Here is a 25035-nt window from a genome sequence, read left to right as displayed (position 1 = left end):
AATGAAAGCGGAAAAAATTGAAAACAAAATGGCAGAAGTAAAAGCATTAGCCGAGCAATTAGTAGGCTTAACAGTAAAAGAAGTACAGGAATTAGCAGAAGTTCTGAAAACTGAATACGGTATCGAACCAGCTGCTGCTGCAGTAGTTGTTTCTGGTGGTGGTGCAGGTGAAGCTGCAGCTGAAGAAAAAACTGCATTTGACGTAGTTCTGGTTAGCGGTGGCGCTAGCAAGTTAGGCGTAGTTAAAGTGGTTAAAGAAATCACTGGCTTAGGTCTGAAAGAAGCTAAAGAAATGGTAGACGGTGCTCCTAAAGCAATCAAAGAAGGTGTTTCTAAAGCAGAAGCTGACGAAGTTGCGGCTAAACTGAAAGACGCTGGAGCTGAAGTGGAAGTAAAATAAGTTCGTTCACCCATTAGGGCTTCCAAGAATATTCAACACAAACCCGTTGCATGGCAGCGGGTTTTGTATTTATAGCCCATTGGCAATTAATTGTGGGAAACGTTCAAGGTTATTTTGTAATTTGCCTCCTGTACTTTTATTGAAATTAACCCTGATTCTATATGTTATTGGAAATTGCCGTTTTTAATGTTCACTCTGCAATTCTGGCAGAAAAAGCAGGCGCGGATCGTCTGGAACTCTGTGAGAATCCCGAAGAAGGCGGCACAACGCCTTCTTATGGCACATTACGAACCGTTATTGAGAAGGTAGGGATACCGGCATTTCCGATAATCCGGCCAAGAGGAGGAGATTTTTTATATGACGAAGATAGCTATGAAGTGATGAAAAAGGACCTGCTATTGTGTAAGGAATTAGGGTTTACCGGTGCCGTACTTGGCTTGTTAGACAAGGATGGCAGTATTGATAAGGAACGTACCCGCCGTTTGGTGGAGCTCAGTTATCCGCTCGAAATTACTTTTCATAGAGCCTTTGACCGGGCAAAAGCACCCCTGGAAGCATTAAACGATCTGATTGATTGCGGCTGTAACCGTGTACTGACTAGTGGACAGCATCCGACAGTGGCAGGAGGGATGGCCCTAATCAGCGAACTGATTCGCATGGCCGGTAATGACATTATTATTTTACCTGGCAGTGGCGTGCGCAGTACAACCTTGCCCCAGCTAATAGCAGCAGGTGCGGAGGAGTTCCATTCCAGTGCTCGCATGGTTGTGCCTTCCGCTATGGAATATACTGTCCCGGAAATGAATGAGCGCCTGGATAATTTGATAGTTGATACGGGAGAAATCCATGCCATGAAAGCGCTGTTATCAAAATGATCTATTTTAAAAAGTGGGCTAGCTATGACGATAGAGAACGCTTTATTGGCTCCTAAACACCTGGACAAAGAGCAGGTAGAGCAAATCGCCGTTTCGGCGACCCGGTCAGAAATTGACTTTAGGCATTTACTAAAGCTGATGTCTTCGCAGAACGTGACTCTCGGCAAAAGGGCTGCATGGTGTTTTAGCCTGGCGGCTAAATTGAAGCCGGGTTGGACGGATAGCTGTCAGGCTGAGCTGGTAGCGTTATTAGACATGGAGAATCCACAGGACGCGCTTCTCAGAAATACGCTTCGGATATTGAGAGATTGTACCTTGCATCCCGATCTGTATGATAAGACCGCCTATTATTGTTTTGAGCTGGTTCAGGATCCTGGCAAGGCGATTGCCATTCGGGCCTTTGCCATGCATATTTTGGGGCAGATCGGCCGGGCGGTCCCTGAAATCAGGCCCGAGGTCAGGGCCATAATTGAATATCATTTTGAGGATGGCGCCGCCGGGTTGACTTCTGCTGCCAGAAATGTGCTTACGACCTGGGAAAAAGCAGAGAGGACTAAAAAACAGAAACCTGAATAACGTTATTTAACCGTAAAGGGGATCACCTGCTTGCCATGATCTGAAAAGATAACCAGCGTGTAGTCTCCCTTATATAAATCGGGGGTTTTCAGTCTAAAATGGTCTCCTTTAAGTATATATTTCCTGTGTACGGATAATACTTTGTGTTGCCGTTTGTTGTATAGGATGAACTGGATATGCTGGCTTTTTACCGCTGCCTGAATCAGAATGTTGCCGGTCGAAACACTAGCGGAAAAGATTTTTTGCTGAAGTTTCTGCGGTTTTGAAGCTGTCGCTGCGTCTTCTGCCTCATCTGCATCATCTTTGGAAGTCTTCAGACTATTGTTTATCACTGTCGCTAAAGGCGGTGCATCGTATCGTTTTTTGTCGAAAATAAACACGCTGCTGACCGGATAATGATCTGATGTCCCCCCTCTTTTAAAGTCAGGGACAACAGAAGTAATATCCGCCCGGATTCCTGTGGAGCCGGATAGATAATATCTGTTCAGGGCCTTGGAAATGATCTGTTGATCTATCACACCCGCATAGTCAAGAGTCGATCTCCCATCTGCCAGGCTTTCTGTGAGGACATGATAGGCAGGGTCCTCAGTAAAAGCAATATAAGGAGAAGGCTTACCGGCAGTGATAGAGCCTTTGACATGGTCATTAAAATCACCCAATAACATGATTGCTTCGCTATTTTTCTCTTTATCGATGGCCGCTTTTAATGCCATGGCGGCTTTGCGTCTTCTGTCATAGCTGCTCTGGTCCGCACCAGACTTTGCATGAAGGATCATAAAATCTACCGGCTGGTCAACTTCGGCTGTATGGACAGTGGCCTCCAGGTTAAATGGATACCTGCCGGACGCAAAGTAAAAGCCCGCTCTGGGGTCACGCGATAAATAAGCGCTGGTCTTTATATTTTTAAACCGGGTGGTATTATAGATAAAAGCGAGTTTCTGGGCATTGCCGTATCCCGGATCTTTGGCGGATCTGGCACCGGATGCATATGGAGACAGGGCATAGGCATAGTTGCTGCCCAGAGCCTCTGTTAACTTTATCAGTGATGCGGGGTCCACGATCTCACAGAGGCAATAGAGGTCGGCCTTCAGGTACTGCAGTATTTTGACAGCGTTTCGAAGTTGCTGTTCTTTATTCTTGGGTCCGTTGACGGCGGAACCCAGCCATTCTATATTCCAGTTGACAACCATAATACTGTTGGCCTTTTCGGCTGCGGTAAGATGTTGACTGCTCCCGGCGACCATTTGAGCAGCTGGCGGCGCTGCAGCTCCTTTATTTTCACCGTTTGCTTTTTGTTGGTTACAACCCACAAAAACTAAAAGGGCCACCAGATAGCAGCAGCGCTTATAGGGGATGAGTGTGGAGAAGGAAGCGATTAATTTAGGTATTTGTTTCATTTTTCAGATGAGGCCTTAAAAAAGGGGACGTTCCGTAACTGGAGGTCCCCTTTAGTTTTTTATAAATCGGATGATTTTATAACATCATATCTTCTACTTTCTTGCTCTTAAAGCAGATCGGGAAAGCGATACAGCCAGCAATACCGATGAAAGCCAGAATAGGGATCACCAATTCTTTAAACTGTGCTATCGTAGTGGGGTTCGTACCGTAATCACCACCGGCAACAACCATAATTAACCATAAGGTGGCCAGCGCAAATAGTATGATCGTAATCAATGGACCGGCTTTTTTGAAATAGTGACTGAATGTAGCCCAGAGAATTCCAAAAGTCACCAGTGGAAGGATGGAACCAAAACTGATGGTCTGTACATTGACAATATAAGAAGACATGCCTAATGCAGTAACATTAACATAAATTGACCAATAGGCAATATTGACAATAGCGGTAATGAACCCTAAAAACACACCAACGTAGATAGCACGCGTAACGGGTGTGTGGTAGCTTTGAAAATCATATACCACCCTGTTCTCTGAAAGATTTTGATTGTCCATGCAGGAATACTTTTGAATAAATATTAAATTATCAGGTTACAAAGTTATGACAATCGGGTTGTATCTAAAAAACTTTTTTCGATTTTAAACCGCCATAAACCCCTGTCTGTAGTTGAATTGGCCGGATTGTGGCGGACGGCTGGTGCCGACAGGCGGCAAATGCTGTATTTATTCTTAAATATCATTATTAAAGCAAATATATTATAGCTTATTTCCAGAGTAAACTACCGTCCCCATAGCTCAGGAATCTAAAATCGTGTTCCAGTGCATACCGGTAAATCGTCCGCCAGTTTTCCCCCACGATAGACGCAATTAATAAAAGCAGGGTAGACCGGGGCTGGTGGAAGTTCGTTAATATGGCATCAGCCACCTTTAACTGGTACCCAGGGGCAATAATGATCTGGGTATGGGTGATCAATGTAGATTTCCCGTCGTGCTTCAGGCCTTCTATTACTGCTGCCAGTGCGGCAGTAAGTGTAATGTCCTGTGGCAGCTGATAGGGTTCCCATTGGTGGACCACGTAGGGGTCAGTTGCCTTTGTTAGGTGTTTTACCCCAATCCAATAAAGACTTTCCAGGGTTCTGAGGGAGGTCGTGCCGACGGCCAGGATTTTACCGTCCTGCTTCCCGCCGGTGGCTTTTTGATAAAGTATTTCTATAAAAGAAAGTGGTATTTCCATAAACTCGGCATGCATTTCATGATCTTTCATTTTGTCCGCCTTAACGGGCTTGAACGTGCCGGCACCGACATGAAGGGTGAGAAAGGCTTCGTTAATGCCTTTATCGCTTAACTTTTTAAGGAGCCCCGGTGTAAAATGAAGACCCGCTGTCGGAGCTGCCACAGATCCGTCATGCAAAGCATAGACGGTCTGATAGGTTTCCAGGTCTTTTGCTTCAGTTGCCCGGTTCAGATAGGGAGGCAGCGGCAACTGTCCTGCCAGGTGCAGGATCTCTGCAAAGCTACATTTTTCCGGTGCCCAGTGAAAGCGGATCAGGAAGCTGTCTGCCAGTTTTTCCAGTTTCTCGGCATGAAGTTCAATGGTTTGTCCATTGGAAGGAACCTTCATTGTAAGTTGCCCGGATTTCCATTTTTTGGCGCCGCCGACCAGGCATTTCCATACGACCGTGCCTTTTTGCAGCATAGCTGTGGTGATATCCGGATAATTCTCCCCTGGCTCCAGGCAAAAGAGCTCAATGCTGCTACCCGTCTCCTTTTTAAAGAGCAACCGGGCTTCCACTACCTTTGTATCGTTAAATACCAGAAGACTTCCCTCCGGCACTACTTCGTCCAGCTGGTGATATACCCGCTCTTCGATAACCCCTTTTTTGTATATCAGAAGTTTGCTCTGATCTCTGACCGGTAGCGGGTACTTGGCGATCCGCTCTTCGGGAAGTGGATAATCATACGTTTCAATTGAGAGCTCTCTGGGGTGGGGAGTTGGAAATGATGCGGGATTAGTTACACTCATGCTGCTGAATATTACAAACTGGCTGCAAAAGTACGTTTAATTCGGGTGTTTTCGTATTGGGGCCAGAAAATGCCGGAAACAGGATAACAGACACCCTGACTATACTGCAGGAAACGTATTGTCAGATTACTGCAATTTATCGTAAATACAGGGTTTTTAAAGGAATTCTAGGGATTTTTGATATTGTTGCCATGCTATTTGTAGTATCTTTGCAATAGAATTTTAAATGATCCATCATGATTAAGACAGGAAACCCTATTATCAGTATTTATACAGAAATGACGCCGAATCCGGCAACCATGAAATTTGTGGCCAACAAGCTCCTTTACCCTGGGAAAAGTATTGATTTTCAGGATGAAACAATGGCAGGGCCTTCTCCGTTAGCGAAGGAATTGTTCAGCTTTCCATTTATCAAAAGTGTGTTTATTGCCAGTAATTTTGTAACCCTTACGAAAACAAACGATGTTGAGGACTGGCAGGAAGTGATTCCCCAGGTTAAACAGTTTCTCAAAGAGTATATAGAAAATGGCGGAACAATCGTCAATGAGGAAGAAGTATCCAAGATTGTCCCTGAATCCAGCAATACGATCGCAGCAGATGATGATGACATCGTTAAAAGAATCAAGGAATTGCTCGATAACTACGTAAGGCCAGCCGTTGAAATGGACGGTGGTGCGATTCAGTACAAAAGTTACAATCAGGGAGTCGTTAACCTGATGCTGCAGGGAAGCTGCAGCGGTTGCCCTTCTTCAATGATCACATTGAAGGCGGGAATCGAGGGCATGATGAAAAGAATGATCCCTGAAGTAAAGGAAGTGATCGCTGAAGCGGATTAACCGGGAAAGTATTCCTGAAAGAAAGAATTTATAGAACGTGCCGTAAAACCCATTCATCACGTAGTGTGGGTGGGATGTAAGGCACAAAAGTATTTGGCTGTTTTACAAAGTACATTTACTTCGTTTTGTCAGTAAAAGACTTAAAACCTCGTAAGGGACTTGCGAGTACACGTGTGGAGCGATAATAAGACTTCTAACCCATTTGGGCAGTAAGCAAGTCGCTGTGAAGCACGAAGCCCATTCATCGCTTTAGCGTAGGTGGGTAGTTCACCAGACTTAGCATAAATATGCAAAAATAAGGTGCCTTACAGGGCGCCTTTTTGCATTTTGCACTTATATTGCAGACTGAAAAAATAATAGGGGAGATAGGAATATCCCCCCGCATTACATCTTATTTTCTCGCCGGGCCGCTTAGAAAACCCGGAGACTCTTAATAGCGCTTACGTGATAATGGCCCGCTTGTCACTGGCCTTTTAATTTGTTTATTGGAGCCGGCGCTTTTTCCACAGATCCCGGTAGGATAGGGTGATGCCGATCTTAAAATAATTTTCTTTGATCAGATTATTCAGGGTCGTGCCTCTGGAACCATATTGCAGGTTCAGCATATAGCCTAGGGTAGATCTTTTAGAGAACAGCCCGATACCTAGTGAAACACCCTTGTCAGAGATTTGTTGTCCATACATGTTTATATATTCGTGATTCAGATAAAATCCACCCTGCAGCCGGTACTTCTCCACTTCGACGTATTGCCCCTGATACGTAAAGACTTTTCTGGGAGCGTAACTCATACCGATGGAGAGTCCTGAGCTGTTATTGTATTTATAGTTGTAACCATTGGTGGAATTGCCTGCATCGGCCCATTTGCCGTACTGATAGTCGCCGGCCAGTGTAAAAGTCCTATCATAAGTGAAAGAAACACCTCCTGCGAGCATATCGGGAATACGAAAGGCAGTCGAGCCGAGGGAGGAATCTGCGATGATATTGGTGGGGCTGCCTTCGTCCGGATCGCCGGCACTCATGGATAAGGACCTGTCTCCTTTGAGGGTCATATTTCTGGACGCTGTCATACCAATGCCCAGCAGTAATTTATCACTGATCTTTCCCTGATACTGTAGGCCTCCTGTGAAATAGAAACCCGCATAATATAACCTGTTGGACGTATTGAGCTGGCTACCGACATAGTTCTCTCCATACAGGTATTCTGTCTGGGTCATATTGCCAAACAGATAGGAACTGTTGAGGCCCACCGAGAAGTGTTTACCCAGTGACCAGCCGTTGGACAGGAATACCTGATTGATACCGCCGGTCCCTTCATAATAGGTAGTAATATAATCACTGGTTCCAATGATATTTTTCTGCCCATACAGACTGTAGTTACTGCTGCTGAACTGCTTCAGGCCCCAGGGAGCACCCCAGAATTTGGTAAGCTTTGTTGCCATGGTAAAGCGCTGGAACTGCGCCTGATTGGAGCGGGTGGGTGTTGTAATCGGGTCGCCGGTATAGTTGATTGATTCAAAGGAGCCACTGAGTTCCATTGCGAAGTAATGATCATCCAGAAAGGGGAGGGAGGCCGGGTTGTCATCTAATATATAGCGTCCGTCTCTCAGACTGATCGTTGCACCGGCCATGCCACTGCCGTAATCATAACTGTCTGTACGTATGTTACCGATTCCCAGCATGGAATAGACGGATATATTACTCTGTGCATAAAGATGGCCTGAAAAGCAAAGGCAGCAGACAGACAGGCATGGAAATAATATGGATTTGTATATTATAGGTTTAACCGTCATCATTGAACTGATAAGTATTGAATTTTGAGCATGGCTTTTCCTTTAGCACTGGCGGCGTTACCCAGCTGTAGCCGGTTAAAGCTAGCATAGCGATCACTATAAGGGCTGGTTAACAGCAATCCTTTTTTCAGGGAATTGGCCGTATTGTCACTCATAAGCGTGGTCAGGTAATCCGTAATGTCAAAAGAATAATAAGTGCCTAATCCTGAGGTGTTCTGATAGTCAATGGTCAGATCACCTGTAAGCGCATTGCCGGATCCGTCTGTCAGCTGATCTCCGAAAGCATTATTGAGATCTGTGGTATAGAGATTGATCGCTCCCGGCAAGGCAAATTGTCTTGAAGAACCTTGATCTGTTGGCTGCAAGTATAGTTTTGCAGCGATGATTTGCAGGAAGCCTTCTCTTTGCACAAGTTGCTGAATGGAGGGGAACCGGACTTTGACAGTATATCCTGCAAGGGCCTGTAAAATGGCGTTGTTGCCTGAGCTGTCACTGATGATGACCTTGTTGGCAAGGCCAATGCCGGCCATCGCCACACTTCCGCGACGGTCGATATCCAGGTGGTTAAACTGATGGGTGGCATCATTAAGCGGGAAGATTGCAACCCCCTTCGCGGCCTCCGGGACGCCCGGCGTTCTGTAATATACCCGTATTTCAATGCTATCCTTAAATCCGTAGGCAATCTTGTTCTCTGTGGCAGGTGCGATTTTCAACCCTTTAAAATATGGCAGGAACTGGTTGACTGACTGGATAGCGGCATCTTTGTTGGTTAACAGGTCGAGCAGTTCCTGGCCAAGATCATCGGGCAACCGGATACTCAGCGAATCGGTGACTGATGGTAAATTGGGGCGAAGCAATTTGGAGCCGGTTGCCAGTGCGGTGGTTGCAGCTGTGAAAGCGTCATGGCTGTATAGGGCATCATCTGTTCCCGTCGTGATTTGTTCTTTCAACCGATAGATATTTACTTTCAAAGGCACTAGTGTATCTCCGGCATATTTACCCGAATCAACATGCATCACCAGGCAGATTGAGTCGAGTGTCGCATGGTCATAGGTCGTCGCTGTGCCGTTGTAGGTAGGCGGCTGTAGCTCAAAGTATGAACTGAGTGTTATGTTGCCCACTGCAGTATCTGAGATATATCCGATCAGGGCCGTAGCTGAATTCCCGGTTTCAAAGCTATCTGTGTAAATGGTAGACAGGACAGGTGTCAGGCTGTCTAACTGGATGATCTGGGTATACTGACCATCGACAAACTGACCACCATATTGAATGTCTTTTTTAGTGCAACTCGTTATCATCACGGTTACCAGTATGACAGTAGCGCCTATGCGTTGCCAGCTGCTGTAAAGATCCCTTTTCTTGAAAAAAGACATAAATCGATGGAAAAATATTGAGCGGCAATGTTAGCGGCATTAATTGTTAGAAAGGTGTTAGTGTGTACCAAACAGGCAATTGCATAGACGAATTGGCAAAATGTGTCGACAAGGCCGTAATGCAATACAGACGTGCATTTCAGGGAAAAAAATTCCCATAATTTTAACCTGATTTCTCGGGGAAGCCCCCTTCCTTTGCAGAGAAAACCGGTGAAAAGGTCAGGCGCATTACTGACAGTAATTTCTCGTTTCAACCCAAAATTATTCTTCAACAATTTAGATTAAACATACATTGCAAAAGATTAAACAACTGATTCTGGGCTCCAGGGCGATCTCTATTATGGGACAGGTGGTGCTATGGGTAATGTTCTTTTTGTTTCCGTTGCATTTGTACAATGTCCGAATCATGGACCCGCATTTTTTTCAGCGGCAGCTTCTCGATAATATCTTCTTTGTATTGCTTTTTTATGTGAATGTCAGTTACCTGTTGCCTAACTATTTAATTAGAGGCAGGAAGGTTAAATACTTTATTGGGGTATTGGTGCTGTTGTTGGTCGTTATTGCCCAGCAGCTTATAACGGAACGGGCATTCCAGCCGCCCATGTGGCCCAGGTTCGGACATCATAAAGTGACCTTTCACGCAGTTATAGAACCCAATGGAGCCAAGGGTGAAATCCGCCTGGACAGTATACAGAATATTCCGCCGGACAAGCTGGGCGACAGCGCATTTATTAAAAAATATGGGTTGCCGCCCCGGCCTGTGATCTTACCGAGAGAGGGTGCTTTTAATCCGGACAGACCAGGTGGCCCACATATGGGTGCCGGTGTCCGTTGGTTCAGAGATATGGATGACTTTGCTTTTGTTATGGTGATCAGAAGGGCCTTCAGCACTTCTTTGCTTTTACTGATGGTGGGATCTATCTGGAAATTATCTTTTGTCTGGTCCAGGGCAGAAAAGGAAAGAGAAACCCTGCAAAAAGAGAAACTGAGCGCAGAGTTAAAATTGCTGAAGTCACAGATCAACCCTCATTTTTTATTTAACGTACTCAATAGTCTTTATGCCCTGTCTTACAAAGAACAGTCTAAAGTTTCGACTTCCATTTTAAAGTTGTCCTATATTATGCGATATATGATTTATGACACCAACAGGTCAGCGGTTCCATTACAAAAGGAGGTAGATTACATAAAAAATTATATCGCCTTACAGCGACTCAGGATGCCGGATTTTGTTGACATCACATGCAAGGCAGAAGGTATTCAGGAGGGACATTGTATCGAACCTATGTTATTACTCCCTTTCATTGAGAATGCATTCAAACATGGCGTTAGTTATCTGACACCCTCAAAGATCAATATTCGTTTACAGGTAAAAGAAGACGAGCTGTTCATGGAAGTAGACAACCCCATTGTACGGCATAGGGTGTCCGGGGCTAATGAGCAGGGCGGTGTAGGGCTGACCAACGTAAGGGAACGTTTAAAACTACTATATGGCAACCATTACCTGTTGAAAATCGAGCAAGACAGGCAACGCTATTATGTTAGATTGCAAATTTCATTAAACAAAATAAAAAAAGACCTGTATGATTAAATGTATTATCATTGATGACGAACCGCTGGCCATTGAAATTTTGCAGGATTTTATTGAAAGGACGCCCGAAACCCTGCTGGAATCAAGTTTTCTCAGTGCTACAGAGGCGTTAGCTTTTGTGGAGGGCTCTGATGCGGAGCTAATATTTCTAGATGTTCAGATGCCTGACCTGAATGGTATGGATTTTTTAAAGCATCTGAACCGTAAGCCTATGGTCGTTCTAACCACTGCCTATCAGCAGTTTGCTGTCCAGGGTTATCAGTTTGATGTCATGGGCTTTCTGGAAAAACCAATCGCCTATAGCCAGTTTCTGACGGTGATCCAGAAGGTGCGTAAGAAGCTGGAAGAAGCCGCCTGCATGGAAAGGAGTGCCGGACACGATTTCTTATTTGTACGCACCGAGTATAAACTTATGAAGATCAATTACGGTGATATTCTTTTCATAGAAGGCATGAAAGATTATTCGAAGATATTTATAAAGCAGAAAGATAAACCTATTATTACGCTGCAGAACCTGAAGTCTTTCGAGGAGAAGCTGCCCAGCAACCATTTCGTTCGGGTGCATCGGTCCTATATCATTTCTGTAACCCAGATTGAAATGATCCATAAAAGCAGTGTACTTATCGGACGCAGGGAGCTGCCTATCAGTGACGGGTTCAGGGAGCATCTGAACAAAATAATCCAGCTCCATTCATAGATAAGCTTCGGACCCTGGTAGATGAATCGGGGCATTTCGTCCATAAATACCCGTTTTGAATCCATTTTAACGATTTGAAGCTTACCAGAACGGATACTTTCACAGCTAAACAAATCGAAAAAAGGTATTTATGAAAACAAATAGACTGTTCCTGTTGTTAGGGATCTGCCTTGCTATGGGTATTGCATGTACGAAATCAACCGCTTCAGATGACGAAACGGACGGAAACTGGGTGGAACGCTCCACGCTGGACGGATCAGCAAGATCGTTTGCTGTTGCCTTTACAATCGGCAGCTACGGCTATATTGGCACCGGTCTGGATGGCAATAACCAGCTATTGAGCGATTTTTGGCGGTATGACCCCAATACAAACAGCTGGACCCAGGTGGCCTCCATGCCCCGGGGAAGGCATTCTGCCGTTGGGTTCGCCATTGGTGATAAGGGCTACGTTGGCACCGGAACGGACGGTCTGAACAATTATTACAAGGATTTTTATGCATACAATCCGGCCACAAATAGCTGGACCCAGAAAGCCGATTTTGCCGGCGCTGCCCGTTCCAGAGCCGTCGGATTTGCGGTGGGGTCCAAGGGGTATATTACCTGTGGTTGGGATGGCACTTATTTTAAAGATATGTATGCCTATAACCCCGCTACCGATAGCTGGGATACCGAAATATCCCTGGGTGGCGATAAGCGGGTAGGTGCGATGAGCTTTGTTTATAATGACGAAGCTTATATTGTAGGCGGTACGAACAGCAGTGGCCAGGCAGCCACCGATTTCTGGAAATTCAGCCCTTCTTCCGATACCTGGACCAAGTTGAATACCATTAGTACTGTCTCCGATGAAGATTTTGATGATGACTATACGGATATCGTTCGCACAAATGGCGTGGCTTTTGTAATAGGAGACAGAGGATTTATTACCACTGGTCAGCGTGTGGACAACGGCAGCTACGTCAACAAGACCTGGTGCTATAATTTTGCAACGGACCGCTGGACACGTAAAACTCCTTATGAAAGCTCCAGAGCCAGCCGTCGTGGCGCTGTTGCCTTTACGGTAGATGGCCGGGCCTTTGTCGGCACCGGAATTAATACAGGTTCTCCATTTGATAATTTTGATGAATTCCTGCCGGCCGATACCTATGAAGAAAATGATTAGGAAATCACAGCAAATATGATGCACGTAAAAAACAGGTTTTTGCATATTGCAGGATTCACAGCAATAGTATTGCTGGGCAGTTGCAGGGATAACCACTCCGGTACAATTAAAAAAGCTACTGAACAGGTTGCTGCGGGGCAACCCGCCGTATCCTCTTTGCAAGAGGATACATTGAGCCTTACCGTACAGACCATTTCGCTGCCTGGCAGTGACCATCTCTGGGGCTATGAAATCTACGCAGGAGGACGTGTCCTTGTCCGGCAGTTACGGGTACCTGCCGTTTCCGGCAGATGTGGATTCAGTAGTAAGGCAGGGGCTGACCAGATCGGGCATGTCGTCGCTGAGAAGCTGAAAACAGGACAAATACCCGCTATTAGTCTGGAAGAATTAAAAAAGGCGGGTGTTGGATATAAACCCTATTAATTTCGATATTTATGTGCATACCCGGCCCTGGGCAAATCAGGAGTATATTTTAAAGTACTAGCTTTTCCACCATATCAACAGACAAGAAAGCAGGATAAAGCCCAGGGTGATAAATACGGCGTTACGCAACACTGCAGCGTAGCCGGATTCCAGCACGTTTATAAAAGGATAGGGATAATGATCCGTCTTATACCCTAATAGCAGTACATATACCAGGTAAAGGACGGGGAAGATCAGAAAATAAGGGATCAGAGTAAAATCGAGGAGGCCAGCAGGCATCAGTAGCTGCCAGCATACGATATATGAAACAGGTAACCAGGTATGCAGCATGGCATTGACCAGTTGATCCAGGCCTTGCAATACCGCCAGTTTTCTAAGCAGAGCATGATAGATAACAGCTACGATGATTATATAGACGCAAATGGCAGTAAATAGTGTAGCCTGCAAAGTGCCGCTCAGGCGGTCCACCGGATAGATAAACCATAGGCTAAAGCTAATGGCCACCAGGGTGTTGGACAGTATCGTAAAATAACCGAAGAATCTGGCCAGGGTATGGCGCACAGAATGGTTCACGCGCCCGTATAGGAGTGTCCATTGCAGCAGCAGACTTAACCAGCAAAGTACTGCCAGGGTGCCGGCAATAAAACGGACGGTAGAAACTGAGTATGTGAGCGTAAGCGCCATGTTTATTTCTATGGTTGGTCTGATCTCCAAAGTTACTTCCTTCAACAGAAATAAAAAACCCGGTTCTTCAAATGAGAACCGGGACAAATGGTCGGAAAAAAACTGTCGACCGGTCAGTTTTTAAACATGGACTCGGACCGGAATTTGTGCCAGATAAGCAGCCTAAGCCGGCTTGTATCATCCTGTCCGCGGCAAAGAAGTTTACGATCGCTGCCGCACCATTACCTATCTGGACTTAATATTACTTTAGTTATCGGTGAACAGCGCCATCATAGATTGTGCTACCAGTTCGGTCTCGGCGGTAGACAACAGCATCTGCAATTCGTCTATTTCGTGTTTGCACAAAAGGAGATTGACACCATAATACGGTGTGGGAATCACAATATGACGGGAATGCCGTTTATCTTCGTCAACAGGCCTGCCATTCAGATGTTCAATCAGACGACAAAATTTGTCATAGTCTTCCCCGTTGAGTGAGAGCATTATACCTGCAAAGCCAACTTGATAGTATCCGCATTGCCTGCAGCGGAGAATAAATCCGTTTTCATTAGAACTGAGGTTATTAAAATCGCACATATTCCACTTTTTATGTCAACAAAGATGGAATATTATTGTATTATCCGTTTATGGATTCTGGAAAATGAGTATCGAAATCAGGAATCATTTATTCTGGTTGCGGTCATAAAAAACCTTCCCGGCATAGATGAGATATCCGCCGGGAAGGTTTCTTGACGTAGTAGCCTTATCTTGCTAGTTTTCCGCGATCAGATTTTCGATGGCGGTATCATATTTGTCTTTCCAAGCGGTAATTGTACCCCAGTTGATCCCATCTACGACAAGTTCGCCCGAAGTGACCGTTCCTAATTTGCTGAAGGCAGCCCCTTTGGCTTTCAGTCCCGATTCAAATGCGCTGGCCCCGTCAGCAGGTACACTGACGACAACACGGCTCTGTGCTTCTCCAAACCAGAAGGCATCTTGTCTGACCTGCGTTTGATTGCGGACGTCGAATCCCAGGTTACGGTTAAAGCCTTTTTCCAGCAGGGTGATCATTAGGCCACCTTCACTGATGTCGTGCGCGCTGCTGATCTGTCCGGCCTTGATCAGCTCCGCTATGAGCTGTTGTATATTGTATTCTTCTTCCAGATCAAAGGCCGGCACCCTGGAATGTTCTACTTTATGGAGCTTGTGTAGATATTCAGAAGAGCCGATATCGTCTTTGCTTTCTCCGATCAGGTAAATGGCATCGCCTGCTTTTTTATAGTCCAGGCTCATTTTATTATTGATGTCATCCAGAATGCCGACCATGCCAATGGTGGGGGTCGGATAGACCGGGCCGGTTGGGTTCTGGTTATAGAAGCTCACATTACCACCCGTAACCGGTGTATTAAATTTCCTGCAGGCTTCTCCCATACCCTGAACGGCTTTTACAAACTGATAATATACCTCTGGATTATAGGGATTCCCAAAATTCAGACAGTTGGTTACGCCAATGGGCTCTCCTCCGGAGCAGATAATGTTCCGGGCTGCTTCTGCTACCGCGATCTCTGCACCGACGAACGGGTCCGCGTACACATAACGGCTATTGCAATCCGTGGTGACCGCCAGGGCCTTGCCGGTACCTTTGGCCAGGACGACTGCAGCATCGCTGGGTGCATTGGTCTGGGTATTGGCCGTGCCGACCATGGAGTCGTATTGTACGGTTACCCATCTTTTATTGGCAATATTGGGAAGTTGGATCAGATTTTCTGCAGCTACTTTGATAGCCGCATTGTCTGTCAGGTCCGCAACCGTATTTTGGTCAAATGCTTCTACTTTATCTAAATAGGCGGGGCGGCTGTAGGCTCTGTCGTATTGCGGTGCGCCACCACCCAATACCAGTTCTTCAGCCGGAACCTCGGCTTCCAGTTGGCCATTCATGTAGAATCTAAGTTGGCCGTCATCTGTTACATAACCGATTTCGCTGCAAGGGAGGTCCCATTTTTCAAATACTTCCAGGACTTGGTTTTCCTTGCCTTTGTGTGCTACCAGCAGCATTCTTTCCTGGCTTTCGCTGAGCAGGAGTTCCCAGGCCTTCATATTCTTCTGACGGGTGGGCACTTTTTCCAGATCAATGTGCATGCCCACACCTCCTTTCGCACTCATTTCCGCCGTGGAACAGATAATTCCGGCTGCACCCATATCCTGCATACCCACTACAGCGTCTGTCTGAAGTACTTCCAGACAGGCTTCCAGTAATTTTTTCTCCTGGAAAGGATCCCCTACCTGAACGGCAGGAAGTTCCTCGGTACTTTCTTCCGTGATATTGGCAGAAGCGAAGCTTGCTCCCCCGATTCCGTCCTTTCCTGTGGCACTGCCGACAAAGAAAATAGGGTTGCCCTTACCTTCTGCCGTCGCGCTGACGGTTCTTTTGGTGTCTACTATGCCGACACTCATGGCATTGACCAGCGGATTGGTATGATAGCAGTCTTCAAAATATACTTCGCCGGCAACGGTCGGGACACCGAAGCAGTTCCCATAATGGCCGATTCCATGTACAATACCGGCCATCAGGCGCTGTGTTTTCTTATCTTTCAGGTTGCCGAAACGCAGGCTATTTAATGAAGCTATGGGGCGGGCGCCCATGGTGAAGATATCGCGCTGGATACCGCCTACTCCTGTGGCCGCTCCCTGGAAGGGCTCAATGGCACTGGGGTGGTTATGACTTTCAATTTTGAATACGACACCGTAACCATCACCCATATCCATTAAGCCTGCATTTTCCTCTCCGGCAGCCACCAGCATTCTGCCGCCTTCACGGGGCAGGGTTTTCAGCCATTTAATAGAGTTTTTATAACTGCAGTGCTCACTCCACATTGCACTGAATATACAGAGTTCGGTGAAGTTCGGTGTACGACCTAATTTTTGTTTAATCAGTTCAAATTCTTCTGCGGTGAGCCGCAGCTCTTCGGCGTGTTGTACGGTAATTTCCATTGGAATCTTTAAGAAAAATTGTAATTGAAATGCCACGCAAATTTATGACAAAAGTTGCGAAAAACAGCTGGAGAGCGCTGCCCTTTTAATCAGCCTCTTTTTGGACAGACAGATTTGCCTGTCTGTCAGTGGCCTATCCGGGGTTTGATACCAGATACTGCAATACCAATGCGTCGTTGAAGGCCGGACAGTAATGATAGTACATCAGACCATTGATACCGGTCAGGGCTCCCTGTACGGGACGGGGCATATAGGAAGGTATATTGCCGATAAAGTAGGCAAAATCACTGTGTTCAATCTGTTCCTTCCAGTTTTTTCTGCCCGGAAGAGATAACTCTGGTGCCGGTTCGCCCAGCCAGACCAGCGCATTGGCGGCAATGATCTTTTCCATCAGCGCTGTGCCCGTACCGGCATTTAACAGGTGATGGCATGTCCGGATCAATTCCGGGCGAAGGCTGTCAAGAGCAGGTAGCCGGCCTTGCTGCATCAGCCGGCTGTAATGATAGAGTATAATGGATGTTTTACCGTAATAGGGGGAGATCGCCAGCGGGCGGTTAATGTAGTCACCGGAACGAACGGTCTGTATGATAAATCGCAGGGCCGCTGAATCCGCTCCGGTCCAGGGCAGCGCATAATGATTGACAAAGCTCAGTATGTTGCTCAGGACGACCCCGTCAAGGACAACGGGGAACTTTTTACCGAACCAGGTAGAGTAGGTGGCGTAATTTCGGTAAGCCCGGGGTGCCGTGCGCAGTTTTTCGCCCTGCTTGTGGGTATAGGCCTGCATGCGTTGATGCAAATTTTCCAGGGAGTCTTTGCCGCCCTTGGGATCTACGAAGCGGGACAGTACGGTGTCATCCATGTCGTCCGGAACGGCCCCGTTTTTTTTAATGATCGGTATCCACCAGGAATAGGGGAATCTGTAGGCAGAATCCCGGAGCCAGAAATTGTAAGAACCCCGCTTTTGATTGTAGAATCGGGGATAGATGGCTGCAGAGCGGTGCAGCAGTGTATCGATTTTAGTCTGAAGGCTATCGGGCAGTTGTGACCGGACACTTTTAAGCGTTATATCAATCAGGATATTAAAGAATATGGTGATGTCTTTTTTCTTTTTTTTAAAGTGTCTTCTGTGATGGATATAGGAAGGATAGCTCCCGACAAGGAATACCGGATCTGATCCGTCCTTCACTTGCTGGCTATCAAGGCGCTGCAAAACATAATTAATCTGCGTGAGTCTTTGGGAAGAGAAAGTTCTTTCTTTTGCAGCTTGGGCACTGGCCTCCTGTTGTGGGAAAGCTGACAGGAATACAACACAACTGAGCAGCCACCGTGACAAAAGCTGCCTGTGTCGGCCCATCGGTTGGAGAATGTTCCGGAGTTTATGTAAGCCCGATGACTGCATATAAAATTTCTTTGTTATAAGGCGTATCGCCGGGTGACCCTTTCGGCTCAAAATTAAAGCAAGATTGCGAACCTGTGGCCATCGGGAGATATTATACACGAAAAAAGCCGCTGATGCGGCTATTTTCTATAAAAAAATAAATATTACTTGTTTTTCAATTCCTCTGAAGAATAGTGCTCTACTTTCTCATTGGTACCCTGCATCCACTTAACGAGTTCCGGACAATGAGCATAGGCAGGGTCGATCTGGATATAAAAGTCTTTCATGTGTTTGGTGAGCCAGTCATCCAGTGCTTCCTGTTTCTTGATAGTGAGCGCCCGCTGGGCAATTTTGTCGTAATCATCTTTGATATTTTCTCTGTGCGGTTCTGTACGCACTCTCAGATAAATGATACGAACGCCTTGTCTGCCGGTCTGGTCAGTAAAGACCTGCGGATCAGAATATTCGCCTACTTTCATGGTGGGTAGCAGCTTCACCAGATCTTTATCCCGGAGCTGATCGATGGTAAAGGTAGTCACCGGGCTATAGTTTTCTATTCCATAGATGGCGCCGGCATTGTATTTAGCCTCCTTGTCTTCATTAAAACGGTTGAATGCTTCAGAAAAAGTCATTTTATCAGTGGTCAGGAGATCTTTAATGCTGTCCATCTTCTTTTTTACAATCTGAACCTCTTCATCGGTTACCGGTGGAATTTTAATGATATGCCTTACGACAGCGTCATTACCGGCACGGCTGACCATCTGAATAATATGATAACCCATCTGGGATTTAATAACGGGAGATATCTGGCCCTCTCTTAAACGGAAGGCTGCATTCATAAAGTCCGGATCAATTCTGCCTTTATCATCCTGGCGGTTGATACTCAGCTGGCCGCCGGTTTCTTTGGCGGCGGGTTCGTCGGAATATAATTTTGCCAGCGCCGCAAAATTGGCCTTTTTCTCTTCTACCTGTCTTTTCCAGTCTTCTAACTCATTTTTGATGTAAGCAATGACATCACCATTGGGCTTCGGATAGATGATGATCTGACTGGCCTCAAACTGGCTTTCATAGAACTTAAGGCTGTCCTTGGGGATCGTATTATAATAGTTTTCAACTTCTACAGGCGTAATCGTTACATTTTGTGCAATGGAACGCTGCATTTTTTCTGACAGAATGGTTTGCTTCAGCTCAGGTGTCCACTCCTGACGCATTTGTTCGATCGTTTTGCCGGCTGCCTGTTCCAGGGCCTCCCTGGATCCGAACTGACGCAGATAATTTTGAATTCTGCTCTGAAAAGCACTCTCGACCTCATCATCAGAAAAAGGAAGGGAGTCCCGCTTGGCCTGTAAGGCCAGTGCTTTCATCATGATACGTGTCTTAAGAATCTGACAATCCAGGTTCGGCGGAAGGTTGGTGAATTCCGGATTGCCCGTATACTGCCTGACACCTTCATCGATATCGGATTTAAGGACGATATCGTCCCCTACCTGTGCAATAATCTTATCGACTACTACTTTATTAGAAGTGTTTTGCTGTGCTTTAGCCGCAAAGGCAAGGCTCATCGCTATAGCAGCCAGGGTCAGTCCCTTTTTTATCATTTTTCTATGCATTACCAATGATTATCTGTGTTTCACCTTCTGGCAGTGCCGGAGGCGGTCTCAAAAATAGTGATTTGAGGGCAGTTAAAGCCAGCCGTGGCGGGTTTTAACAAAATGTATGGTGCCGAAAAAACAAGGGCTAAATCATTTTCCAAAAATAATTTAGCCCTTTGTTCTTTTATCGGTTGCTCATCTGGTAATCAGTCATTTAAGTCGTATTCAAATGAACTGATGATCAGAGTGTACGTTTGATTTCTTCCTGCTCGTAGGCTACGATATTGTCTCCTACCTGAATATCTGTAAAGGTCTTCAGGGTCAGACCGCACTCGTATCCCTGCGCAACTTCCTTGACATCATCTTTGAAACGCTTTAAGCTGCCCAGTTCTGTGTAGGCGCCTTCCTGTCTTGGGTAAACCAGGATACCATCGCGGAATAACCGGACTTTGTGGTCCCTTTTGATTTTACCTTCCAGTACATAACATCCGGCAACGGTGGCCTTATCAAACTTGTAAACTTCCCTGATCTCAACCGTAGCCACTTCTTTCTCCTGGATCTTCGGTTCAAGCATGCCTTCCATGGCGCTCTTGATTTCTTCAATTGCGTTGTAGATGATGGAATAGGTCTTGATTTCCACTCCTTCTTCATCAGCCAGGCGGGCTGCCTGAGCAGAGGCACGGACATTAAAGCCAAGTATGATAGCATCAGAGGCTGTAGCGAGCAATACATCACTTTCCGAGATCTGTCCCACCGCTTTATGAACCACAGTAACGACAATCTCTTCTGTTGAAAGTTTTTGCAGCGAATCGCTAAGGGCTTCCACGGAACCGTCTACGTCACCTTTGATGATAATGTTAAGTTCTTTAAAGTTACCCAGAGCCAGACGGCGTCCGATTTCATCAAGGGTAATATGTTTACGGGTTCTAAGTCCCTGTTCACGCATGATCTGTGCTCTTTTATTAGCGATATCCTTAGCCTCAGATTCATCCTGATACACTTTGATTTTCTCACCCGCCTGTGGCGCACCATTCAGGCCCAATACCTGTACCGGGGTAGAAGGTCCCGCTACTTCAATGCGTTGGTTCAACTCATTGAACATAGCCTTCATTCTGCCATAATATTGACCGGCCACAACCAGGTCTCCCTGGCGGAGGGTGCCGTTTTGAACCAGCAGGGTCGCTACATATCCACGGCCTTTATCCAAAGAAGCTTCCACAATAGAACCGCTGGCTTCTCTGTCCGGATTTGCTTTCAGTTCCAACACTTCTGCTTCCAGGAGGATCTTCTCCAGCAAGGCGTCTACATTCAGTCCTTGTTTAGCAGAGATTTCCTGACTCTGGAATTTACCGCCCCATTCTTCCACCAGAATATTCATCTGAGAAAGCTGTTCGTATATTTTTTGAGGATTCGCTCCATCTTTATCTATTTTGTTAATCGCAAAGATCATCGGTACGCCGGCTGCCTGTGCGTGACTGATCGCCTCTTTCGTCTGTGGCATCACAGCGTCGTCGGCTGCGACTACGATCACTGCGATATCCGTTACTTTAGCACCTCTGGCACGCATGGCCGTAAAGGCCTCGTGACCCGGAGTGTCAAGGAAGGTGATCTTATTATCGCCGACATTAACGACATAGGCACCAATATGCTGAGTGATACCTCCGGCTTCGCCGCTGGCCACCTTGGTTCTTCTGATATAATCCAGCAAAGAGGTTTTACCATGGTCAACGTGTCCCATGATCGTAACGATCGGGTTACGGGGCAACAGGTCTTCAGGAGCATCTGTATCCTGATCTTCATCTTCCTCGTTGACATCATCCAGACCGATAAAGTCTACTTCATAACCAAATTCTTCCGCGACGAGTTCAATAACTTCCGCATCCAGACGCTGATTGATCGAAACCATGATGCCCAGCCCCATACATTTACTGATAATGTCTGTGAAGCTGACATCCATCAGATTGGCCAGTTCGCTTACTGTGATAAACTCAGTTACCTGCAAACGAGTATCCTGTTTGTTGGCTGCAGCTTCCATCGCCTCGGCCATTTCCTGACGTTTTTCCCTGCGGTGCTTGGCCTTTGATTTGGCTTTGGAGCCGCCGCTTCCGGCCAGTTTGGCCTGGGTCTCCTTGATCTTTTCCTGGATACGTTTTTGGTCGATTTCTTTATCAGCCTCCGTATGTGGCGTATATTTTGGCCGGTTACCGGCTCTGCCTCCATGCGGTCCGGGCCGGTTGCCCGTCTGACCTTGTCCCTGTCCGGGCCTGCTTCCCTGACCTGGGCGATGCTGGCCGCCGCCATGACCACCTTCTCCGGTCGGCCTTTTGTTTTCCAGTGGAATACGTTTACGTTTGCGTCCCGCATCCTTATTCGGTTTGGGTCTTGTATCGCTGTCTACCGGCAACTGAATTTTACCAAGGATCTTAGGCCCCTCTAGTTTAGCTGCCCGGATATTTTCAATCACAGGGGGTTTATTTTCCTCTGTTTCGGATGGCGCAACCGGCACAGCCGGTGCTTTTGGTGCCAGAGGCGCTTTAGGTGGCGCTGCCGGCGTAGGCTGCTGCGTTTCGGGTTTAACACCCTGTTTCTGTTCCGCTTTCCTTTGCTTCTCTTCCTTCTTAGGCGCTGCCTTTTTGGGGCGGGTAGAAGAGTCGATCGCCGACAGATCTATTTTGTCAATGATTTTAAGCCCTTCGATTTCCTGGCCTTTTGGCTTAGACGTCTGTTCAACTTTTGGTGGAGCAGGCGTTTCTGATGCGGCTTCTGGCGCCGGTGACTCAGTCTGGGCAGTTTCCGGCTGTTTTGGAGTCGTATTTTCTGCCTGGACTACAGGTTTTTCTTCTTTAGCCGCAGGAGCTTCCGGCTGTGCATCCGGTACTGCCGGTGCGGCCTCGGTTGGTACCTCTGCACCGGGTTGCCGCTGAGAAGGTGTTTCTTCTACTTCGGGGCCGTATTGCACAGGACTTTCCTGCACAGCTTCCGCCGGAGCGCTCTCTTCTCTTTGTTCTTCTGCAGCTGTACTGGTCACTGCCTCTACTTTTTTCTTCTTCTCTTTCTCTGCCTGTGTGGCAACTGTACTTTTAGGAATCTCAATTTTATCAGCCTTGTCTTTAGCCAGTTTGTCACTCTGAAACTCACGCTGAAGGGCAGCATACTGCTCCTCGGTCAATTTGGCCGTGGGTTTGAGGTCGTCCTTGTTAAATCCTTTGCTGTCAAGGAATTCTATGAGCGTTTCCTGCCCAATATTAAATTCCCTGGCGGCCGCCAATAATCTTGGTAATTTCAATTCTGCCATATTTTCTTTTAGTCGTAGATAAGGTGATCCTCAGTTCAGTTCCGGGGCCTTATTTACTCTTTTTCAAATTCTTCTTGGAGGATTCGCCTGATTTCCTGGATGGTTTCTTTTTCCAGGTCGGTTCTTCTTTCAAGCTCTTCCGGTGTGAGGCTTAATACACTGCGGGCAGTGTCACAGCCAACACGTTTTAATTCATCGATGATCCACATATCAATTTCATCAGAGAATTCTACCAGGTCAATATCAAATTCTTCGGTTTCTTCATTCTCACGGTAAACATCAATGTTATAGCCAGTCAAATCACAGGCCAGTTTGATATTCACACCACGGCGTCCAATGGCCAGCGATACCTGATCCGCCTGCAGAAATACCTCTGCCCGTTTTTTCTCGTTGTCCAGTTCCATATAACTGATCTTGGCCGGCGTCAACGATCTCTGAATCAATAATTGCGTATTTGTTGTGAAATTAATCACATCAATATTTTCATTTTTCAATTCTCTGACGATACCGTGGATGCGACTGCCTTTCATACCCACACAGGCGCCTACCGGATCAATTCTGTCGTCATAGCTTTCAACGGCTACTTTGGCACGCTCCCCTGGTTCTCTGACGATCTTTTTGATCGTGATCAGTCCTTCAGCGATCTCAGGTACTTCCATTTCCATAAGTTTCTCCAGAAACACAGGGCTGGTGCGGCTAAGTATGATCACCGGTGTATTGTTTTTCACGTCTACACGACTGATGACAGCTCTGGTATTTTCGCCTTTTTTGAAGAAGTCCTGCGGTATCTGTTCTGATTTAGGCAGAATTAACTCATTGCCCTCGTCATCCAATAATAAAACTTCTTTTCTCCACACCTGGTAGACTTCAGCATTGATCATTTCTCCCAGACGTCCTTCGTATTGTTGGACCAACAGATTTTTCTTCAGGTCCCCGATACGGCTGGCAAGGGTTTGTTTGGCTGCCAGAATAGCCCGGCGTCCAAAATCAAAAAGGTCAACAGACTCGATGAGTTCTTCACCCACTTCAAAGTCAGGTTCAATCTTAATGGCTTCACTGTAAGCTATTTCAGCAAGCGGATCTTCCACCTCTCCGTCTTCCACGATCATCCTTCTTCTGAAAATTTCCAGGTCGCCCTGTTCCGCATTGACGATCACGTCAAAGTTCTCATCACTTACATATTTTTTTCGAAGCAATGTCTTAAAGACATCTTCCACCACTTTCATCATGGTCGGACGGTCAATGTTTTCAGCATCCTTAAATTCCTGGAACGCTTCGATCAGATTAATACTTGCCATATTCTTATACCATTTTAAGCGAGATGCTCGCCTCGCTTTTTAAAACTGAATTTGAACAATTGTTGTTTTTATATCCTTAAACGGCAACGCTACAACTTCTGTTACAGCTTTCTTGCCTTTTCCTTTTGTTTCTTCTACAGAGATCGTATCCTCTGCCACTTCTTTCAGAATGCCTTCAAGTTTCCGCTCATCTGTGAGGGTTACTTCTACTTTACGACCTATATTTTTTTTATATTGACGAATATTCTGCAGGGGTTCATCTACGCCAGGCGAAGAAACTTCCAGCGAAAAATCACCTTCAGGATACAGTGCCGCCTCTTCAATTTGCTTATACAACGCCCGATTGAATTTAATACATTGGTCAATGGTAATTCCCTGGTCGCCGTCAATATAAATCTTATAATTATTGGTGGGTTTAACTTTGAACTTCACTTTAAAATAAGTGGGTTCTGTTTTTAAGATCTCATCCAGAAAACCCTCCACATGTTGATCCGACATACAGTTTCTTTTGAAAATAACAGAAGGGAACGTTAGCCGTTCCCTTCATCCTCCGTTCTTTACATCGCAAAGGTAGTATAATATAGGGATTCAATCCAAATATTTAATTTGCCTGTCCCCGATCCATAACATCCTGAAGCCGGCAGCTACATAATATTTAATGTATATATAATTTTGAAAAG

Annotated in this window: 22 protein-coding genes; 9 read left to right on the top strand and 13 right to left on the bottom strand. The window is 46.1% G+C overall.

Annotated elements, in window-relative coordinates:
• Position 1 precedes the first annotated feature (1 nt).
• The 3 genes from rplL to K9M52_RS07610 all read left to right on the top strand — a co-directional run bounded on the left by rplL (position 2) and on the right by K9M52_RS07610 (position 1851).
• Positions 2-400 carry a 50S ribosomal protein L7/L12 gene (gene rplL, locus K9M52_RS07620; RefSeq protein WP_449500889.1) on the top strand — a complete coding sequence of 133 codons (399 nt, stop codon included), beginning with the start codon at positions 2-4 and terminating at the stop codon, positions 398-400.
• 161 nt (positions 401-561) lie between these two features.
• Positions 562-1275, top strand: coding sequence for a copper homeostasis protein CutC (locus tag K9M52_RS07615; protein WP_224071461.1), 714 nt, complete (start codon positions 562-564; stop codon positions 1273-1275).
• Positions 1276-1299: 24 nt separating this feature from the next.
• Positions 1300-1851, top strand: a complete 552-nt coding sequence (locus K9M52_RS07610; protein ID WP_224071460.1) for a hypothetical protein — start codon at positions 1300-1302, stop codon at positions 1849-1851.
• A 2-nt stretch (positions 1852-1853) separates the two neighbouring features.
• On the opposite strand, the gene K9M52_RS07605 is transcribed toward K9M52_RS07610, so the two are convergent.
• The 3 genes from K9M52_RS07605 to K9M52_RS07595 all read right to left on the bottom strand — a co-directional run bounded on the left by K9M52_RS07605 (position 1854) and on the right by K9M52_RS07595 (position 5269).
• Positions 1854-3248, bottom strand: a complete 1395-nt coding sequence (locus K9M52_RS07605) for an endonuclease/exonuclease/phosphatase family protein (protein ID WP_224071459.1) — start codon at positions 3246-3248, stop codon at positions 1854-1856.
• 76 nt (positions 3249-3324) lie between these two features.
• Positions 3325-3801 carry a hypothetical protein gene (locus tag K9M52_RS07600; RefSeq protein ID WP_224071458.1) on the bottom strand — a complete coding sequence of 159 codons (477 nt, stop codon included), beginning with the start codon at positions 3799-3801 and terminating at the stop codon, positions 3325-3327.
• Positions 3802-4009: 208 nt separating this feature from the next.
• Positions 4010-5269, bottom strand: coding sequence for an S-adenosylmethionine:tRNA ribosyltransferase-isomerase (locus K9M52_RS07595; protein ID WP_224071457.1), 1260 nt, complete (start codon positions 5267-5269; stop codon positions 4010-4012).
• A 236-nt stretch (positions 5270-5505) separates the two neighbouring features.
• Here K9M52_RS07595 and K9M52_RS07590 point away from each other — a divergent pair, with 236 nt between their 5' ends.
• Positions 5506-6105 (top strand): NifU family protein, encoded by a 600-nt coding sequence (locus K9M52_RS07590; protein ID WP_224071456.1) that lies wholly within the window; start codon positions 5506-5508, stop codon positions 6103-6105.
• A 482-nt stretch (positions 6106-6587) separates the two neighbouring features.
• Here K9M52_RS07590 and K9M52_RS07585 read toward each other — a convergent pair whose 3' ends face one another.
• Together K9M52_RS07585 and K9M52_RS07580 are read right to left on the bottom strand one after the other, a co-directional pair.
• Complete coding sequence (locus K9M52_RS07585) at positions 6588-7784, bottom strand: hypothetical protein (protein WP_224071455.1); 1197 nt, start codon at positions 7782-7784, stop codon at positions 6588-6590.
• A gap of 110 nt (positions 7785-7894) precedes the next feature.
• Positions 7895-9268, bottom strand: a complete 1374-nt coding sequence (locus K9M52_RS07580) for a DUF4270 family protein (RefSeq protein ID WP_224071454.1) — start codon at positions 9266-9268, stop codon at positions 7895-7897.
• 292 nt (positions 9269-9560) lie between these two features.
• Here K9M52_RS07580 and K9M52_RS07575 point away from each other — a divergent pair, with 292 nt between their 5' ends.
• The 4 genes from K9M52_RS07575 (at position 9561) to K9M52_RS07560 (ending at position 13135) form a co-directional block, all read left to right on the top strand.
• Positions 9561-10856, top strand: coding sequence for a sensor histidine kinase (locus tag K9M52_RS07575; protein ID WP_224071453.1), 1296 nt, complete (start codon positions 9561-9563; stop codon positions 10854-10856).
• The gene (locus K9M52_RS07570) at positions 10849-11553 is read left to right on the top strand and encodes a LytR/AlgR family response regulator transcription factor (protein ID WP_224071452.1); all 705 of its coding nucleotides are present in this window, start codon (positions 10849-10851) and stop codon (positions 11551-11553) included. Before K9M52_RS07575 ends, K9M52_RS07570 begins: the two co-directional genes overlap by 8 nt.
• 130 nt (positions 11554-11683) lie before the next feature.
• Positions 11684-12712: a Kelch repeat-containing protein gene (locus K9M52_RS07565; RefSeq protein WP_224071451.1), complete on the top strand. Its 1029-nt coding sequence runs from the start codon at positions 11684-11686 to the stop codon at positions 12710-12712.
• A gap of 15 nt (positions 12713-12727) precedes the next feature.
• A complete protein-coding gene (locus K9M52_RS07560; protein WP_224071450.1) occupies positions 12728-13135 on the top strand; it encodes a DUF4907 domain-containing protein in 408 nt (135 codons plus the stop codon).
• Between the two features lie 57 nt (positions 13136-13192).
• Here the strand turns inward: K9M52_RS07560 and K9M52_RS07555 are convergent, their stop codons facing one another.
• The gene (locus tag K9M52_RS07555) at positions 13193-13849 is read right to left on the bottom strand and encodes a Pr6Pr family membrane protein (RefSeq protein WP_224071449.1); all 657 of its coding nucleotides are present in this window, start codon (positions 13847-13849) and stop codon (positions 13193-13195) included.
• A gap of 41 nt (positions 13850-13890) precedes the next feature.
• Between K9M52_RS07555 and K9M52_RS07550 the strand changes: the two genes are divergently transcribed.
• A complete protein-coding gene (locus K9M52_RS07550) occupies positions 13891-14058 on the top strand; it encodes a hypothetical protein (RefSeq protein WP_224071448.1) in 168 nt (55 codons plus the stop codon).
• Positions 14059-14065: 7 nt separating this feature from the next.
• Here the strand turns inward: K9M52_RS07550 and K9M52_RS07545 are convergent, their stop codons facing one another.
• The 7 genes from K9M52_RS07545 to K9M52_RS07515 all read right to left on the bottom strand — a co-directional run bounded on the left by K9M52_RS07545 (position 14066) and on the right by K9M52_RS07515 (position 24853).
• Positions 14066-14395: a DUF6686 family protein gene (locus tag K9M52_RS07545; protein ID WP_224071447.1), complete on the bottom strand. Its 330-nt coding sequence runs from the start codon at positions 14393-14395 to the stop codon at positions 14066-14068.
• A 174-nt stretch (positions 14396-14569) separates the two neighbouring features.
• Positions 14570-16789: a phosphoribosylformylglycinamidine synthase subunit PurL gene (purL, locus tag K9M52_RS07540; protein ID WP_224071446.1), complete on the bottom strand. Its 2220-nt coding sequence runs from the start codon at positions 16787-16789 to the stop codon at positions 14570-14572.
• 133 nt (positions 16790-16922) lie between these two features.
• Positions 16923-18191, bottom strand: a complete 1269-nt coding sequence (locus K9M52_RS07535) for a hypothetical protein (protein ID WP_224071445.1) — start codon at positions 18189-18191, stop codon at positions 16923-16925.
• Between the two features lie 143 nt (positions 18192-18334).
• Positions 18335-19780, bottom strand: a complete 1446-nt coding sequence (locus K9M52_RS07530) for a peptidylprolyl isomerase (RefSeq protein WP_224071444.1) — start codon at positions 19778-19780, stop codon at positions 18335-18337.
• 223 nt (positions 19781-20003) lie between these two features.
• A complete protein-coding gene (gene infB / locus K9M52_RS07525) occupies positions 20004-23057 on the bottom strand; it encodes a translation initiation factor IF-2 (RefSeq protein WP_224071443.1) in 3054 nt (1017 codons plus the stop codon).
• Positions 23058-23110: 53 nt separating this feature from the next.
• On the bottom strand, positions 23111-24355 hold the full coding sequence (nusA, locus tag K9M52_RS07520) for a transcription termination factor NusA (RefSeq protein ID WP_224071442.1): 1245 nt from the start codon (positions 24353-24355) through the stop codon (positions 23111-23113).
• A gap of 39 nt (positions 24356-24394) precedes the next feature.
• On the bottom strand, positions 24395-24853 hold the full coding sequence (locus K9M52_RS07515) for an LSm family protein (protein WP_224071441.1): 459 nt from the start codon (positions 24851-24853) through the stop codon (positions 24395-24397).
• Positions 24854-25035 lie beyond the last annotated feature (182 nt).

It is taken from the genome of Arachidicoccus terrestris, assembly GCF_020042345.1.
Classification (GTDB): Bacteria; Bacteroidota; Bacteroidia; order Chitinophagales; family Chitinophagaceae; genus Arachidicoccus; species Arachidicoccus terrestris.
This window is presented reverse-complemented; position numbering and strand designations above follow the sequence as displayed.